We start from the raw sequence: 15,820 nt of genomic DNA, 5'->3' as shown, positions 1-15,820 counted from the left end.
CACCTCACACCATCTATTTAATTATACAAATTTAAGGCGCATCTGCCCAGTTAAAGACCACCAATCAAAAAGCGATTATTCGCCGGCCTGAAGTGACGAGTTTCCTCGTATTCAGCTCATTGAATAATCGCTGCGTTCAGACGGAGAGTTCGTCCATCAACATCATGGTCTGATACTGACCATCGTCTAAGACTGCCACCGTCTCGGGAAACTCCCGTTGGTAATTGACTGGTAAATCGAATTCCATGATGGCATCGTGCTGCGCATCAAAAGCCACGGTGACTTGCCCATTACGTGCGATCAGGGCAAATTGCAGGACCCGTGGCAGGCGAACGACCCCCTTTAGATTTTGATCAATAATATCCCAAATGCCATCAATCACCGCGCTCGGTAGCTTGGCGGCTAACCCTAGCGTTGCAAACCGTTCTTCATCTTGATCAAACATGCTAATCACCTCATTACTCAATTCGGCTTAGTTATCACGAACAATCACTGCGACCTCTTTTTCAATCCGGATAAATAAGCCTTGTGAATCCTGTCGAAAATCATTTTCTAACGTGGCAGACAGCGGTTTAATGCGGCCAACGACGGTGCCAGTTGTCCCATAGAGTTCGATAGTCTGACCATCTGCAGCCCACTTAACTGTCCAGTAACTACCTTCTAAGGCCTCATCGACGAAGTACTGAGTTCCCGCCAGCACAGCTTCATTAATCACGCTACTTTCATCCGCAGTCATTCCCGCGTCTAATTCCCACTTAAGTTTTTGATTAACTTCCAACATGTCTCCTGGAATCAAATTTTGCATGATTATTCCTCCACTTTTGTTCATTTACTTAACATCATACCACAATCACAACTAATATCAGGCATTCAAACTTATCGGTACCAGTTGTCAGTCAGAAATTGATATGGTATTGTTATGATAAGAAAATGAGATTATTAGAAAGTGGTGAATGACGTGTTGGCTAAATTTTTAGCTTGGATTAACCTTAAGCGCACAATTTTTGCAGTTATGGTTATGTCAGGGGCGCAGTCTGCGCTTTTTCCAAGTTGAATGACCACTAGCCATTGCGAAGTCACGAGTAGCTGACGACAATGGGTCGTCTTTTTTTGTCCGCTCGTGGCCGCTAAAGGAGTCCAACATGTTATCACCACTTACCCGTCGTAACCTAACCCTCAGTTATGGTTATGCGGCCTGTGCTTTTTTTGGTATCAACACCCTCTGGGTGATCTTTTTACAGCAACAAGGCCTATCACTCGTTGAGATAGGGCTATGCGAAAGTGTTTTTCATCTGACTAGTTTTCTCTCGGAAGTTCCCTCCGGCGTTATCGCCGACCGCTTTGGTTATCGGCCTGTCCTGATCATTAGCCGCCTGATGGCTATCGGACACGCCCTCATCATGTTGACGGCTCACAGTCTCGGCTGGTTGCTCCTAGCATTCATCCTACAAGCCTGGGCGTATAATCTCCAGTCTGGTACGATTGAAGCGGCACAATATGACAGTCTCGTCAATACTCAGGCCACGCAACATTATCCACGCGTCACGACGATTCTCAACACGACAATCGAAGTGGCCGATACGTTGGGTGTCGTGTTGGCTGGCTGGTTAATGCCCCAGCATCTTTCAGTGACGTACTGGGTCTATTTAGCGGCAGCGCTCATTGCCATTCTGGCAATCAGTGGGCTGCACGTTCCCCAGCGCCAGTTGACCAAGACTCATTCAACACAACCGTCGTTACGAACGATCCTTCGTGCTGCCGCGCATCTGTTAGTGACCCAACGTCGTTTACGGCTTTTAATGATCTTTGACGCGCTCTTTTCGGCACTCGGAACAACTTATTACTATTACTTTCAAACAGTGATGACTGCTCAGCACTTTAGTGGGAGACTAATCACGACGATCCTCATTGCGAGTATGGCCCTCAATATTGTGGCGATCCAACTGACACCTTGGCTACAGCGACATCAAACCCAACATCAGTTACTTTACGGGCTCTGCCTAAGCATGATTATGGCCCTACTTAGCGCATTTAGTCACGCCATCGGTCTACTGGTCCTCATCTATTTAGTCATCAATAGTTTGATGGCACTGATTGAGCCACTGTTTTCCAACTACTACAATCAGCTGATTCCAAACGGGCAACGGGCCACCCTACTGAGCGTTGCCAGCATGGTCTTTAGTTTAGCGATGATCAGCGCTTTTCCTCTGATTGGCTGGTTAATTCAACGGGTGGGGTTTGCCGTTACTTTCGGTAGCTGTGGCCTGCTGACATTGATCGCCTTGCTGAGTCTTTACGGCTATGCCCGGCGAAGGGCCGTCCAGCATTGAAAACCATAACTAATCACTGCCATTACTGCTGAGAGATGTTCCCCCACGACTTGACCGGTTGCTTTTGACCACCCCATACTAATCGCAATTGCGTCACCATTAATCATGCACGTGAACGGTAAAGTGAAGGCCCCTGAGAATCGAAAGGATTCCTGGGGGCCTTTTCCGTCGTTTGGGGCTGTTCGGCCTATTAGCTAGTTTGAGTGAGCCAGATTCGATCGTTCAAACTGTTGCCGAATTTCCTCAGCGATGGCGCGCATTCGCTTTGGCGTATCTGCTTGTGCCAGCCGATAGCCGATATAGTATGGTGAGACATTAAATAGTGGGACCACTTTGGCAACAATCTGGTCATCCCGCGGATAGAAAAATAGGTTATAACTATCACACTGCCCATGAAAATACGTATTTAGCGTATACTGGACGACCTGTTGCACAGCATCGGCTAACGGTGCAATCGCGGTAGCTGGAGCAGCAACGTTGATTTCGACAAATCCCATGATAGGCCGATCAGAAACAGTTACTTGGACCTGATTGACCGCCAACACTGAATACCCAGTCAAATTGGCTGCTGTCACGTTAGCGTAACCATCGGCGGCCATTAAACCAACGATTTGCATGTGTGGATGCCGTAAACTTCCACCCGAGTGTGGGCCAAAATTTTTATAGCACAACACCGATTTGAACCGACCACTCGCAATTGTGGCTTGCCAGTGCTTCAGAGCAAACGCGAAGACAGCGCGGTTTTGTGCGGATGAGTAAGTAGCAATATCGCCATCATGGCGGGCCGCCTCGATCACGATCGTTTGCCAGGTAGCTTGCAAGGTCGGAAATTTATTCAATAGCCAGATACGATCTGCATCTTGCGTGATAATATCAGTCAACTGGCCCGGATCGCAAAAAGGACAGGCATTGTGCGGGTGCCGGATATTTTCTGGCTTATCCTTCGCAATGGCCGTATCAAAGATTAGTGGCTGGTTTGGCAAGGTTTCTCAACTTCTTTCATGAAATAAGAAAACGGGTCCGAAACACCAATTAGGTGCCGACCCGTTTGCCTTTTATACGCATTAGTTCATTGGTTCCGGTGTATCAGCGCCCGGACCAAACTGGACATCCGCCATCGTGATCCAAACAACAAATTCCGTTGAAGCCAACCGCCAGTACTGCGGATCCGACGCCGGCGGGAGTGATTGTTCAAAGAGCGCAATAGCCAACGCGTTCGCCGCATTGTCCGCAGCAACTTGGACACTCGCCCCAAAGGTCTGGGCGGCAGGAACGTCTGGAAAACGGACATCCCAGTAGGTGCCTTCATCACGAAAAATGGCTGGATACTTAACTTCCACATAATTGTGATTCAATTTTATCACTCACTTCTTACAATCATTTTAAGGCTATTATACCGAAAACGGTCGCAAAAGCCCAGCTCAAACATCATGATTGCAATTAAAATTAATCAGCTTTTGACACGTGGTACGAGCCATTGCTATCCGTCGTGACTTTATAGTTCCCACTGATTGAGTTTTCACCATAGTCCTTCGCGTCATTTAAATTATCGTATGTCGAGCCGGCATGACTACTACTGCTACTCTTTTCAGTACTAGTTGACGCCGTTTCACTCTTTGATGAGCTGCTGGCTGTTGAAGTACTGTGAGAGGTGGCGCTACTTGTGGTCGTTTGATGACTGGTCGTCGTGCTATGCGAACTAGCCGTTGTATTGCCAGCCGTCGTATTAGTGGCAGTTGAACTGCTATAATCACCAGTAGTTGTTGTCTCGCCAGCACTAGTGTCCGTGTCCGCATCCGTGCTTGCAGCCGTTGTTTCACTGGTACTCTCACTACTTGAGCTTGAATGCTTCTTCTTTTTCTTCGATGAGCTAGATGATTTCTTCGAAGATGATTTTTTGCGCGCCTTGCTGCTACTTGAGGAACTCGTGGTTTCGACTAAGTCTTGGTTGCTAGCTGCTTTGACAAAGTAAACGACTGTTCCACCGAGCGCAATCACGATTAAAGCCAATAGCCATAACGAAACGTGATGTTTTTTTTGCGGTGACTTAGGTGCTTGCGGTTTCTTTGGATCGTTCGGTTCCTTAGGTGCATGGGATCCCTGTGAACTCGCCTTACGTCCCCGCTTGCCACCCGTAGCCTCTCGCGCTTTTAAGCGTGACATGCGCGTCTGTTTTTGTTCAGGCATTAACTATCGCACTTCCTTTCTTGCTTCAGCCAGTTTACCATATTTTAGCGGGCTTGTCTTAATGCTTAATAAAAGAAACAATATTATTTGTGTCGATTTTTAATATCGACGTTCATTAATTAATTGCTTGTAAATTATCATAATAGTTGGCAAGTACACCATAAATATATGGTACCAACCATAACTGGCCGATTCCAGCCGTTAAGATACTGAGAAGTTCCCAGCCCAAAAAGCTTAAATGCAACACAAATAACTGCCACTTGTGCCCGTGCATCAACTGACGGCTACGGGTGACCGCATCACGATAGCGTGGCCGTGCTTGACCAGCAGGTGTTGCAGCTAACAAGTCCTTATACGCATAAAAAGTCTGTGAATAAGCGTACGCCCTAATAATACCCGGAACCACCAATAGCAGGCTCCATAGGAAGATAAGCACAGTTTTGTAAATAATCAGACCGACCAGTGCCCACCCATAACGTTTCGTGAACCCGACCGTTGAGTCACTGACCGGATGGATCTGGCGTTCTGGTTGTCGGACCCAGTCCAACATCGCATAACTCGTCCCAATTCGAAAGATTTGAACGACCAGCCAGACACCAACTTGAACCAGTAAAAACCCAGCTATTACAGCTAAAATCAACGATATATCAGAACCAGTCAGGGTCCCCAACTGCTTAAAAGCCGTGTCGTCAGTCGTGGAACTGCCCGACGACACGCGATCTGAATAATTGGCCATCACCCCGAAAATCGTTAATAAGCTAATAATAATACATAATAAGATGGCATCTTTCCAACGCCCCTTAAAGAGTTGCTTAATTTCGGTTTTAAGTTCGGCCCTCGTTTTTTGAATCATTGCGCCACTCCTCCACTACTTGTTTAATTTAGTCCATTTTCCGTTTTTTGTCCCCGTTAGTCAACGGCAAAACCCTAAAAAAGCGCTGGCAAAATGCCAACGCTACGAGTTGAATCATAATAATTGCTTATGCATAATCACAACGGGGGCCCCATCTTCATCATACGGGCCGGCTGTAACTCGATAACCACACAGTTCGTAAAAGCGCTGGGCAGTGAGTTCACCATGAATCTCGCCATGAGTAAAACCACGTTGCGTGGCCCACTCCTCAGCCGCTGTCAATAATTGACGACCCCAACCATGACCGCGATAGGCCTTCCGAGTGCAGACTCGACCAAATCGCATCACGTGGTCAGCTTGTGGTTCTAAGCGTAACGTTGTAATTGGTAAATCAGGCTGTAAATATAGAACAGCGTATTCACGCTGATCAGTATCCTTGACGTCAAATTCAACGTCAGCACTGATTCCACGCTCTTCAACAAATACAGCCTGACGTAACGCGTAGGCCGCTGCCCGATTGGCTGGTGATGCTGAAAAAATAATTTTCATTTTAGTAGGCCTTATCAATGTCCTTCAACCAGGCTAACGCTAATGACTTGTCACCTAAATGGGCCCCAATCACTGGACCAAAGTACGTGATATCGATCGGCATGTCTGGATAAATTTGTTGTAACTTTTGTTTCCAATCTTCAGCGGCAGCCAAATTATTCCCCTGAACGATAATTGCTCGCAGCGGATAGTCGACTTTTGACTGTGCTTCAGCAAAGAGGTGCTCAACTCGCGCTAAAGCTTTCTTAGTTGAACGAACTTTCTCAAAGGCGACGATTTCATGGCTCTGATCATCAAAAGTCAACAGTGGCTTGATCCGTAACACGCTTCCAATGAAGGCTGACGCATTCGATAACCGACCACCCCGGACCAGATTTTGCAAATCATCCACGATAAAGTATTCGCCCATCGAGGCCCGCAGATCATCTAGGCGTGCCAGGATTTCTTCAACACTGTGACCAGCTTTAGCCATCCGCGCGGCTTCAATTGCCAAATAGCCCATCAGACGGACCGTGATCTGGGAGTCATACGGATAAAGTTTGATATTATCGACCATATCTCGCATGTTCATCAAGCTATTATAAAAACCGGAAATCGTGCTAGCAAGATGAATACTGATGACTGCATCATAACCTTGTTCACCCAAGCGGTTATAGAATGCCACCATTTCCCCCACGGGTGGTTGGGACGTACTTGGGAACGACTTAAATGATTTCATATTTGCGTAAAAGTCGGCCGTTTTAATGTCGACACCTTCTTGATACACTTTTCCATCTATAATAACCGGAATCGGCACGACATGAATATCGTTGTCCGCGACCTCTTGCGGTGTCAAATAGCTCGTGCTGTCAGTAACAACAGCAATCTTCATGACTTACACCTACTTCTCATTTAAATAATAACAAATATCATAGCATAAAACTAAGTTATACTCTACCTTCGACCGTTTGGAAAGTCATGGCTCGAGAATTCGGCTAACTGACTTGTTTAACCGATTGAGCAGAATCCGGAGAAGGTTTTGTTCATCTTGTGGCCATTTGTCAAAAACTTCTGCTTCAAACTGTTGATAATCCGCATTAATCTTGGTCAATGCCGCTGTTCCTGCCGGCGTGACCGTGTAAACAAGTTGGCGGCGGTCACGACCAATCGCTTCCTTACTCAAACGTTCTTTTTTGACTAGGCTAGCCAGTTGCCGACTTAATGTAGATGTATCAAGCTGCATGGCTGTCGCCAATTTTTCTTGCGTATTGGCCCCCGCTGCCAACTGGATCAGCAGTTGCCATTCCGCAACGGTGATTCCTTGGGCCTTAGTAATTTTTTTCAACATGGCAGTTTGCAACTTAGCGGTTTCCGCTAAGGCCGTTAAACTTGACTTCATGACAGTTCATTCCTCTCAACAATAATTCACATTGGTCCATTGTGACTTGATTTACCCCGCCTGATGATTAAAAACGTGCTAATTTTTCAGCCTCAAAAAAACTCAACTGAGCTTCGCTGACGCAAGCACGTTTCAGCGTAAACTGGCTGATCCAGTGTGATTCCATCGTAATTAGCACGCTTTAACCATCACTTATGCGAATAGCAGCACACACAATGAATACATTTGTATTATACAATATAGAGTGTGTAATTACGACTACTTTTTATTTAAAATACCGTTAAAGTAGTTTTTGCATATAACATTTTTAGATTCAAAGCGTTCATCCGCTAATTGCTTGTTTGAAAACTAGCAGCGATGGCAACTAACTTTATGCGTCAGCGCGGGGCGCTAACTTGTTTTTAACCGTTCAAAAACGGTATACTAGTACCCGGTTAACTGTATTTTTACAGTGATAACGAATATCTTAGAAAGCGAGTGATCACATGTCCTTTGATGGTTTATTTACCCATGCCATGGTCACCGAATTACGTCAAACACTAGTTGGCGGTCGTATTTCAAAAATTAATCAGCCATACCAAAACGAGTTGATTCTGACCATTCGTGCCAACCGGAAGAATCACCCAGTTCTACTATCGGCTGACCCGACGTACCCGCGGATTCAGACAACACAAATCCCTTACGTTAATCCGGCCGTGCCGACGAACTTCGCAATGATGATGCGTAAATATTTACAAGGTGCCATCGTGACCGATGTGTCGCAGGTCGCCAACGACCGGGTTGTGCACCTGACCGTGACGACCCGTAACGAACTCGGTGATGCCGAGACATTGACGTTGATTATCGAAATCATGGCACGACATAGTAACGTGATCCTAGTTGATAATCAGACTGGTAAGATCATTGACGTCATCAAGCATGTCGGTGCGGATCAGAATCGCTACCGACTACTTCTACCAGGCGCGACCTACATCGAGCCCCCCAAGCAAGACAAACAAGACCCATTTACACCGAATACTGATTTTCACACCTTAGTCACGGATTACCCCAACGAAGACGTGTTGGCAAAACAATTGCAGCAGCATTATCAGGGATTCGGCCGTGATAGCGCGCAACAGTTAGCTGCCGATTTACATCAGCCTGGCAATCTTGACCACCATTATCAAGCCTTTCTGGCACAGTTTGATCAACCGCAGGCGACGTTGATCACCTTGCCAAATAACAAGACTATGTTTGCTGCGGGGCTATTTACCCATTTTGGCAAAGCCACGCGCCAATTCGACTCGTTGAGCAGTCTGCTTGATTTTTATTATGCAGACGCGGCCCAACGGGAACGGGTTCAACAACAAGCTGGTAATCTAATTCGGGTGGTCAAAAATAACCTGAAGAAGAATCGTAATAAGCTCAAAAAGTTAGAAAAGACCTTAGCTAACACCAAGCAGGCCGATGAGCTGCGGTTAAAAGGTGAAATCCTAACGACCTATCTACATGAAGTCAAACGTGGGATGACTGAGATCACTTTACCAGACTATTATCACGATAACGCGCCGTTAAAGATTCAACTATCTAATCAGCTCTCGCCTTCCCGGAACGCGCAGAAGTATTTTTCACGTTATCAGAAGCAAAAAAATGCCGTTGGCTTCGTTGGTGAGCAGATCAGCTTGACCCAAGCTGAAATTGATTATCTGGACAATATCCAGACCCAAATCGAGCTTGCTAGTCCCGCTGACATCACCGAAATTCGTGAAGAATTGACGCAACAAGGCTACTTAAAGCAACACAAGACTAAGAAAAAGCAACGCAGTTCACGTAAACCGAGTCAACCCCAGGAATTTACTGCGAGTGACGGGACGCCGATCTTTGTCGGTAAAAACAACCGGCAAAACGATCAGTTAACATTGAAAACGGCCCGTAAGAGTGACTATTGGCTGCATACACAAAAAATCCCAGGCTCACACGTCATCATTCATTCAGATGATCCTAGTGACCAAACGCTCACAGAAGCCGCGAATCTCGCCGCATACTTCTCAAAAGCCCGCGATTCAGCAACCGTTCCGGTCGATTACGTCCAAGTTCGCCGAATTCGCAAGCCCAATGGCGCCAAACCTGGCTTTGTGATCTATGAAGGTCAGAAAACGTTGTACGTTTCTCCCAATGCTGAGCTCGTTGAACAACTGACACCGCACGCGTAAACTAGTTTCAAAAGCGCATATTTATCAATTATTAACCAACAAAATCGCGCGTCCAAGATGAAATTTCTGGGCGCGCGATTTTTGGTATTTACTGGCAGTGCTTCAAACGGTAACGGTTCAAACTTCCCGCCGCCGAAAGAATAGCAGGCCTAACACTAAGAATAAAATAATGTATGCAAGATTGCCCCAAAACAACTGGATATCCGTGAGCTTGGTAATTTTACTCAGCGTCGGTAATCCCAACTGGGCTGAAAAGTTGAACATGTTGAGTGGGTTCCATTTGAGCCACGTATACTTCCGAATGAGTGCGATCATGGGAATATTAACCATTCCCAGAACAAAGTATCCGATGATTCCGACCGCGACTGCCGCACCAGAACTCTTGAAAAGAGCAGCAATTAGCAGCACTAGACTCAGCAGTAACCACGTATTGAGAAATTCACCGCCAACGCCCGCCAACCAATCATGCCAAAACTTGGCCCGCGTAAAGATCGCAAATTTATCATTTACTAAGCAGACTTTAAGTAAGATGGCAAACAGACTGCTACCGACATACAACAATAGACTGTAGGTTAACAGCACGAGCCACTTACTAACCAAAACGAGTGGTCGTGAATAACGCTGCGTTAACACGTGCTTGATCGTCCCAAATTGAAATTCCATCGTGATCATCGTGGCCGCCGCTGCTACCATAAAGAAGACGATGAACTGCTGCGCTTCAAAATTAGCGGCAAACATGGTTTTGGCGGGAAAAATCGTCGGCTTGATCCGCGCCAAAATCGCAAAGATCAGCGTTACGGTAGCCAATATCAGTCCACACCAAATCGTAGACTTCTTCTTAAATAGTTTTGTGAGTTCTTGTCGATATAACGTCATCATCAGTACCACTCCCTAGGCGCTGGTTGTCGCCAGTAATTTTAAAATCGTACTTTCCAAATCAGCCGCCTCATGCCGAACATCCCTGACCGTCAGTCCGTGACTAGTCAGAACATGAAGCACATCTGCCACCTGATGGTCCGGTGCTAAGTGGACTTTCACAACCGTGTCGGCAACTACTTGATAGCTGGCCGCCACCAAAACCGCTTTCGCCTGACCGTCATGATCAGTTTTCACAATGACAAAATGATCGGTCGTCGTTAACAGTGCTGTCATCGTTGTTTTCTCAATAATTTTACCGTGATCGATAATGACTAAATCGTCTGCTAGCTTTTGCAATTCACTGAGAATGTGACTAGAAATCAAAAACGTGACGCCCGCCTGTTTTTGCTTCAAGATAAAATCGCGTAACTCCTTAGTACCTTGTGGATCCAAACCATTCATCGGTTCGTCCAAAATCACTAGTTGCGGCTGATTCAAAAAGGCCAGGGCGACACCAAGCTTTTGTTTCATCCCCAATGAATAATGACGCGCTTTTTGATGGATATAGTCGGTCATGTTTAGTGCGGACACCACCGCCGCCAATCGCGCTTGGGCATCGGGCCCGTCCGCAAACAAACGCAAGTTGTCCCAACCGCTCATATACGGATAAAGACTCGGATACTCGATTAGTGACTCCACCGTCGCCAAGATGGGATGATGATCGAATTGCATCGATTCACCTGCGATTTGAATCTCACCATCCGTGCTAAGTAGCCCTAAAATTGCTTTCATAATTGTCGTTTTTCCAGCGCCATTCGCGCCCACCAGGCCCACGATCCGTCCCTGGGTGCATTCAAAACTAACGTCACGCAAAACCGGCTGGTGGCCGTAACTTTTATTCAGATGTTTAACGGTTAAAATTGCATCGGCCATTTAAATCCCCTCTCTTTCAAGATGGCAAACGTTCTCATAAGCTGTCGACACGTTGCGTCCCTCCTTAAACGATAAGTAACCCTGCCTAGGAAAGATCACCATTCAGACGTTACTGAATTATAGCTCGCTATTCATTTAAATGTTGGTTTTCTCGGGCGCACACCAGTATTTTGTTACTTTTAACCCCCACCACGCGAAACGACGATTAACTAATCAATCAACGTCGTCATTTTTGTCACATTAGGACTAAGCCACACGCCCGCTTAAACGCATTAGTTGTGCGCATGAATCAAAAATAGGTGACCACTAGATCAGCCACATTGCCAACCTAGTGTTCACCTATTTTTCGCTTTTGAAATGAAATTTTTGGCGACATTCCGGGATTAGCTCAGGTCAATAAACCGGATGATCCAGCACGGTCCAGTCCGGGTAGGTCTGATCGCTTGGGTCAAACTGCCCGGATAACAACACTGCCTTTGCTTTTAAAACCAGCGGTGACGCATTAGCTTCAGTCAACGCATGCAACGGCACCCGTGATGCTCCATGCGAATCTTGACCATCAAAGTTAGCGACATGTTCAGCCAGCTGCCCAGTCGTCCGGGTCACTCGGTAAAAGACCGCCAGATATTGGTTCATTCGCCACTGCTTGAACTGCCAGGGATACCGAAAACTCGTGATACCCAATTGCGTCAATTCAGTCGGGATTAACCCGGTTTCTTCTTGAATCTCACGGCGAATCGCGGCAAGTAAGGGCTCACCATCGGCCAAACTGCCACCTGGTAAGTCGTAGCGATTCGTATAGGGACCACCAAACTTTTTAGTAACGACCAACGCATGCTCATCGCCAATAATCCCATAAACACCAAATGCACGGTGATAAGTTTCCATTGTCCCACGTCCTTTCACGTTTAAACAGCGTCGTTAAGCGTAAGCGCTAGCTATCTTGGTGTCAAGGCAAATCTAAGCGTTTACTGCAACGGTAAACATATCAGACGATTGTAAGTTTACTATTTTAGTAAACATTAATTCATCGATTGTGTTTACAAATACAGTAAACAGTCTTATAATCAGTAACATTGGAGGTAGCCTCATGGACTTAACTAGTTTAACGATTGATGATTTAAAACGCGGCTGGCATCAAACAGCCACTGCCCGGTATTGTAATTACTGTGATGCTAGCTGGGAAACGACTACAGCGGCGGCCACGATCGAACAACACTTAACGATCGTCCATGGTGGTATCCAGTCACCACTGATTCACTTAGCGAGTCGCTACAATACTTTAACCACTAAACAGCAAAATTTACTGACTGCTTTTGCGACTGGCATCAAGGATGCCGACTTGGCTAAACAATTTCAATTAGCGGCGGCCACGATTCGACATCAAAAATTTACATTTCGTGAAAAAGCCAAACAAGCTAAATTGTACCTGGCCATCTATCAATCCGTCTTTGAGAGTGGTCAGACGCCCAATGATTTGATTGTCCTGCCAGAACAACCTGGAATTATTGATGACCGCTTTGCGATTACTGAAGACGAAGCGGTCCAAACATTGAAGCAGTACTTCAACTTTGATCATGACCCACTACAATTGAAGCGGTGGCCCCAAAAGCAAAAGACGATCGTCACAATTCTAACGCGGATTATTGATGAAATTCCGATGAACCGGCCAATCAATGAAGACGAGCTCAACCACTATTTACGACCGATTTATTTTGATTACACCACGCTGCGCCGTTACCTGATCGACTACGGCTTCTTAAAGCGTACCGTCGATGGCCGGCAATACTGGCGCACAACTACTAAGGAGGACTGAACCATGCAACCAGTCGAAAAGCATCGCTTACAACAAAAATACAAACTTGCCCCAACTTATTACGGCGTCATTCAAATTACCAACGAACGCAATCATAAAATTTGGATTGACACAGTGCCCAATTTACACAACCGCTGGGCCTTTTATCAACTAAATCTTAATAAAAACTTTTACCGGTCCAACCCGTTACAGGCTGATTGGAATCAACAAACTGCCGCTGACTTTTCATATCAAATTCTGTGGCAAAAGGAAACGACCGATGTTACTAATATGCGTGCCACGCTCAAAGCACTCAAAACCAAATGGCTGCACGATTTACAACCATTCGATGACCATGGCTATAATCGGCGCCCTAAAGATTGGCAGGAAAACTAAATGACCACCACTAAACCAAACATGCACGCCGTTGCTATTAATCCTGCAGCCTGGCCGCGCCAAACTTATTTTTACTATTTCACCAAGATAGCCCCCAGCGGTTTTAGTCTCACGGTAAATATGGATATTACCGCCACCCTAGCTTGGACTAAAGCCCACCACGTTAAATTCAACGCGGTATATCTATACCTAGTGAGTCGCTTGTTGACCACACATCCCGAAATGCGCATCGGCTATTTGAACGATCAACTGGTGACCTTTGACGTGTTACATCCGTCTTATACGATCTTACACGCTGACCGGACAATGGCTAATTTATGGACGACTTACGACACCGATTTTGAAACGTTCTATCAACACTATTTAGCAGACCAAGCTGAATTTAGTGCACTTCCAGGGCCCATGCCGAAAACACCACAAACACCTAATCTGGTTAATATCGGCTGTCTTCCAGGAGTCCACTTTAGTAGCTACACGCCCCTCCCATTCAAACCACTAGATAGTTTCTTTCCAATTTTTCAGGCTGGCCAGTTTAAGAAGGACGCTGACAAAACAATCATGCCGCTAAGCATTACGGTCAATCATGCCACCATTGATGGCGATCATCTCAGTCGTTTTTTTAATGAACTCCAGTCATGTTGGGAACAACCAACACAATACTTAGCCTAACCATATAGTCAAGGCCCGTTATGTGCATTTGTTATCCAGCTTAAACACCGCTCGTCAGGTCTTTTTTTGAAGCGAATGAGTCACTAGCTTAATCAGTGTTATTTACCGGTGTTTGTTCGCTCATCAGATTGCGCCTTTCTTCAAGCAACCACACCGTAACCGCTGTCCAAGTAGTGCCGGCCCTCGCCAGTACAATTCTAAGAAATTCTTATGCTAGCCTTATGAAAACGCAGTAGTTGAGTCTGCTTCAAATGGGTAAACTAAAGACATTAATTAAGAAAGGAACTGATGTCTATGCGTCATTCACAAATCTTAACGATCACGGTGAAACAACCGCGGCCTCGGAGTGCTGATCCAGCTGTCATTTATAGAGTCGATCGCCATCCTTACTGGCATTGGAACCTAATGAACTAATAAAAACGAACCGTGCACTGAATCGTAGTGGGCTCAAATGCGCGGTATTAAAAATAATCCCGTTCGATCAGCCGTGTGGGCCACCTGATTGAACGGGATTATTTTTGGTTGCAAGCTCTGCGGGTATCCGGTACACTGAAGCCATCAATGAATGGAGGAAATGCCAATGGCTGAGTACCTTGACGCTGACCTAGCTGTTTTGACACCATATCTGGAAAAGCTGGGTGCAACACCCCATCGCGCTCAACTGGGTACACACGACTTTTCCACAACTCAAGGCACGGGTCGCCTGGAATCAACCGATGTTTACTGACCACAACACATTTATCATTGGGTTCAGTACCGCCAAGGATCATCTGAACATTGCACTTGAATCATATACTTTGGATAGCTATCGGAACGCGATCACGGCTGCTGGTGATAAAACAACCAAGATGTTATGGCAAGTTGCTTTCGATGCGCCAATCAATCACAAGCTACTTGCAGAAATCATTCAATATAATATGACTACTAAACAAACCATGACGACCTTTTGGCGCCCTTGATGCGTCAGCGTTCACGACCCCGCTTTCATGCCTGAATCCGAGTCGTGAGCGCTTTTTAATGCTTAAACTCAGACTGATTGTCAACGCACTTAAATCTAGTTGACATAATTTTAATTTTTATCAGTTGCAGCCAAATTAATGATTTTTTCAAATGTGAAGCGGCCCGCGTCATACTGGTACTTGATGACTGCACAGTTATGTAACACGATGCCTTGCCGCTCAATTTCGTCCATTGAAAGCCATTGCCGCAAAAACATGAAGCTAGCCCCACCGTGACTGACCGCCAACACCTGATGATGATCCGGACGTGCCATCACCGCCGTCAACGTTTTGACAACGCGGTCTTGTACCTGCAAATCACTTTCGCCACCGTACTGACAGAAAAAGTCACCATGACTGCGGCGCACGGGGTCCGGTTTTGGATTTAACACTTCCGACTCACCTTCGAAAACGCCAAAATTCCACTCTTTGATACCCTTTAAACGCTCATAAGGTTGCTTGGTCACTAATTCTAACGTGTCACTAGCTCGTTCCTGCGTTGAGCTGTACGCATGATCAAACGTAATCCCTTGCGCCTGAAAATACGCACCCACGCGTTGGGCATCCGCAATTCCTTTGGGGGTTAGCGGCGAGTCACACGCCCCCTGAATCTTCTTCAGCCGATTAAAAAGTGTTTCACCATGCCGCATCATATATAATGTCTTTGCCAATTTAACTAACC

At 46.0% G+C, this 15,820-nt stretch carries 18 protein-coding genes and 1 pseudogene; 6 read left to right on the top strand and 13 right to left on the bottom strand.

Annotated features, from left to right (window positions below; genetic code table 11):
- Window positions 1-136: 136 nt before the first annotated feature.
- Window positions 137-445 carry a DUF960 domain-containing protein gene (locus MMY95_RS06285; protein ID WP_003640531.1) on the bottom strand — a complete coding sequence of 103 codons (309 nt, stop codon included), beginning with the start codon at window positions 443-445 and terminating at the stop codon, window positions 137-139.
- A gap of 27 nt (window positions 446-472) precedes the next feature.
- Window positions 473-805 carry a hypothetical protein gene (locus MMY95_RS06280; RefSeq protein ID WP_003644404.1) on the bottom strand — a complete coding sequence of 111 codons (333 nt, stop codon included), beginning with the start codon at window positions 803-805 and terminating at the stop codon, window positions 473-475.
- Window positions 806-1,142: 337 nt separating this feature from the next.
- On the opposite strand from MMY95_RS06280, the gene MMY95_RS06275 reads away from it, so the two are divergent.
- Entirely contained in the window at window positions 1,143-2,330 is a 1,188-nt protein-coding gene (locus tag MMY95_RS06275) for an MFS transporter (RefSeq protein WP_003640529.1), read from the top strand.
- Window positions 2,331-2,524: 194 nt separating this feature from the next.
- On the opposite strand, the gene MMY95_RS06270 is transcribed toward MMY95_RS06275, so the two are convergent.
- The 7 genes from MMY95_RS06270 to MMY95_RS06240 all read right to left on the bottom strand — a co-directional run bounded on the left by MMY95_RS06270 (window position 2,525) and on the right by MMY95_RS06240 (window position 7,297).
- Window positions 2,525-3,313 (bottom strand): DUF4931 domain-containing protein, encoded by a 789-nt coding sequence (locus MMY95_RS06270; RefSeq protein ID WP_053267293.1) that lies wholly within the window; start codon window positions 3,311-3,313, stop codon window positions 2,525-2,527.
- Between the two features lie 81 nt (window positions 3,314-3,394).
- Window positions 3,395-3,670 carry an RNA-binding protein gene (locus tag MMY95_RS06265; RefSeq protein ID WP_225442986.1) on the bottom strand — a complete coding sequence of 92 codons (276 nt, stop codon included), beginning with the start codon at window positions 3,668-3,670 and terminating at the stop codon, window positions 3,395-3,397.
- A gap of 106 nt (window positions 3,671-3,776) precedes the next feature.
- Window positions 3,777-4,517 carry a hypothetical protein gene (locus MMY95_RS06260; protein WP_027821449.1) on the bottom strand — a complete coding sequence of 247 codons (741 nt, stop codon included), beginning with the start codon at window positions 4,515-4,517 and terminating at the stop codon, window positions 3,777-3,779.
- 115 nt (window positions 4,518-4,632) lie between these two features.
- Window positions 4,633-5,370, bottom strand: a complete 738-nt coding sequence (locus MMY95_RS06255) for a DUF975 family protein (protein WP_053267291.1) — start codon at window positions 5,368-5,370, stop codon at window positions 4,633-4,635.
- 114 nt (window positions 5,371-5,484) lie between these two features.
- Window positions 5,485-5,919, bottom strand: coding sequence for a GNAT family N-acetyltransferase (locus MMY95_RS06250; RefSeq protein WP_003644400.1), 435 nt, complete (start codon window positions 5,917-5,919; stop codon window positions 5,485-5,487).
- A 1-nt stretch (window position 5,920) separates the two neighbouring features.
- Complete coding sequence (locus MMY95_RS06245; RefSeq protein WP_011101553.1) at window positions 5,921-6,790, bottom strand: DegV family protein; 870 nt, start codon at window positions 6,788-6,790, stop codon at window positions 5,921-5,923.
- An 84-nt stretch (window positions 6,791-6,874) separates the two neighbouring features.
- A complete protein-coding gene (locus MMY95_RS06240; protein WP_003640522.1) occupies window positions 6,875-7,297 on the bottom strand; it encodes a MarR family transcriptional regulator in 423 nt (140 codons plus the stop codon).
- A gap of 485 nt (window positions 7,298-7,782) precedes the next feature.
- Here MMY95_RS06240 and MMY95_RS06235 point away from each other — a divergent pair, with 485 nt between their 5' ends.
- A complete protein-coding gene (locus tag MMY95_RS06235) occupies window positions 7,783-9,489 on the top strand; it encodes an NFACT RNA binding domain-containing protein (protein ID WP_053267290.1) in 1,707 nt (568 codons plus the stop codon).
- A 117-nt stretch (window positions 9,490-9,606) separates the two neighbouring features.
- Here the strand turns inward: MMY95_RS06235 and MMY95_RS06230 are convergent, their stop codons facing one another.
- From MMY95_RS06230 to MMY95_RS06220, 3 genes are all read right to left on the bottom strand, one after another.
- Window positions 9,607-10,368 (bottom strand): ABC transporter permease, encoded by a 762-nt coding sequence (locus tag MMY95_RS06230; protein WP_104795712.1) that lies wholly within the window; start codon window positions 10,366-10,368, stop codon window positions 9,607-9,609.
- 12 nt (window positions 10,369-10,380) lie between these two features.
- On the bottom strand, window positions 10,381-11,280 hold the full coding sequence (locus MMY95_RS06225; RefSeq protein ID WP_241277551.1) for an ATP-binding cassette domain-containing protein: 900 nt from the start codon (window positions 11,278-11,280) through the stop codon (window positions 10,381-10,383).
- Between the two features lie 393 nt (window positions 11,281-11,673).
- Window positions 11,674-12,168, bottom strand: a complete 495-nt coding sequence (locus MMY95_RS06220; RefSeq protein ID WP_053267287.1) for an NUDIX hydrolase — start codon at window positions 12,166-12,168, stop codon at window positions 11,674-11,676.
- Between the two features lie 202 nt (window positions 12,169-12,370).
- Between MMY95_RS06220 and MMY95_RS06215 the strand changes: the two genes are divergently transcribed.
- The 4 genes and pseudogenes from MMY95_RS06215 (at window position 12,371) to MMY95_RS16075 (ending at window position 15,099) form a co-directional block, all read left to right on the top strand.
- On the top strand, window positions 12,371-13,096 hold the full coding sequence (locus MMY95_RS06215; protein WP_104795711.1) for a DUF2087 domain-containing protein: 726 nt from the start codon (window positions 12,371-12,373) through the stop codon (window positions 13,094-13,096).
- A gap of 3 nt (window positions 13,097-13,099) precedes the next feature.
- A complete protein-coding gene (locus MMY95_RS06210; RefSeq protein ID WP_027821447.1) occupies window positions 13,100-13,471 on the top strand; it encodes a GIY-YIG nuclease family protein in 372 nt (123 codons plus the stop codon).
- Window positions 13,472-14,140, top strand: a complete 669-nt coding sequence (locus MMY95_RS06205; protein ID WP_003644393.1) for a chloramphenicol acetyltransferase CAT — start codon at window positions 13,472-13,474, stop codon at window positions 14,138-14,140.
- A 565-nt stretch (window positions 14,141-14,705) separates the two neighbouring features.
- Window positions 14,706-15,099, top strand: a pseudogene (locus tag MMY95_RS16075) (DUF1801 domain-containing protein).
- Between the two features lie 110 nt (window positions 15,100-15,209).
- Here the strand turns inward: MMY95_RS16075 and MMY95_RS06195 are convergent.
- On the bottom strand, window positions 15,210-15,809 hold the full coding sequence (locus tag MMY95_RS06195) for a histidine phosphatase family protein (protein ID WP_003644391.1): 600 nt from the start codon (window positions 15,807-15,809) through the stop codon (window positions 15,210-15,212).
- Window positions 15,810-15,820 lie beyond the last annotated feature (11 nt).

Source organism: Lactiplantibacillus sp. ME-2, assembly GCF_022549155.1.
GTDB classification, from domain to species: domain Bacteria; phylum Bacillota; class Bacilli; order Lactobacillales; family Lactobacillaceae; genus Lactiplantibacillus; species Lactiplantibacillus plantarum.
This window is presented reverse-complemented; position numbering and strand designations above follow the sequence as displayed.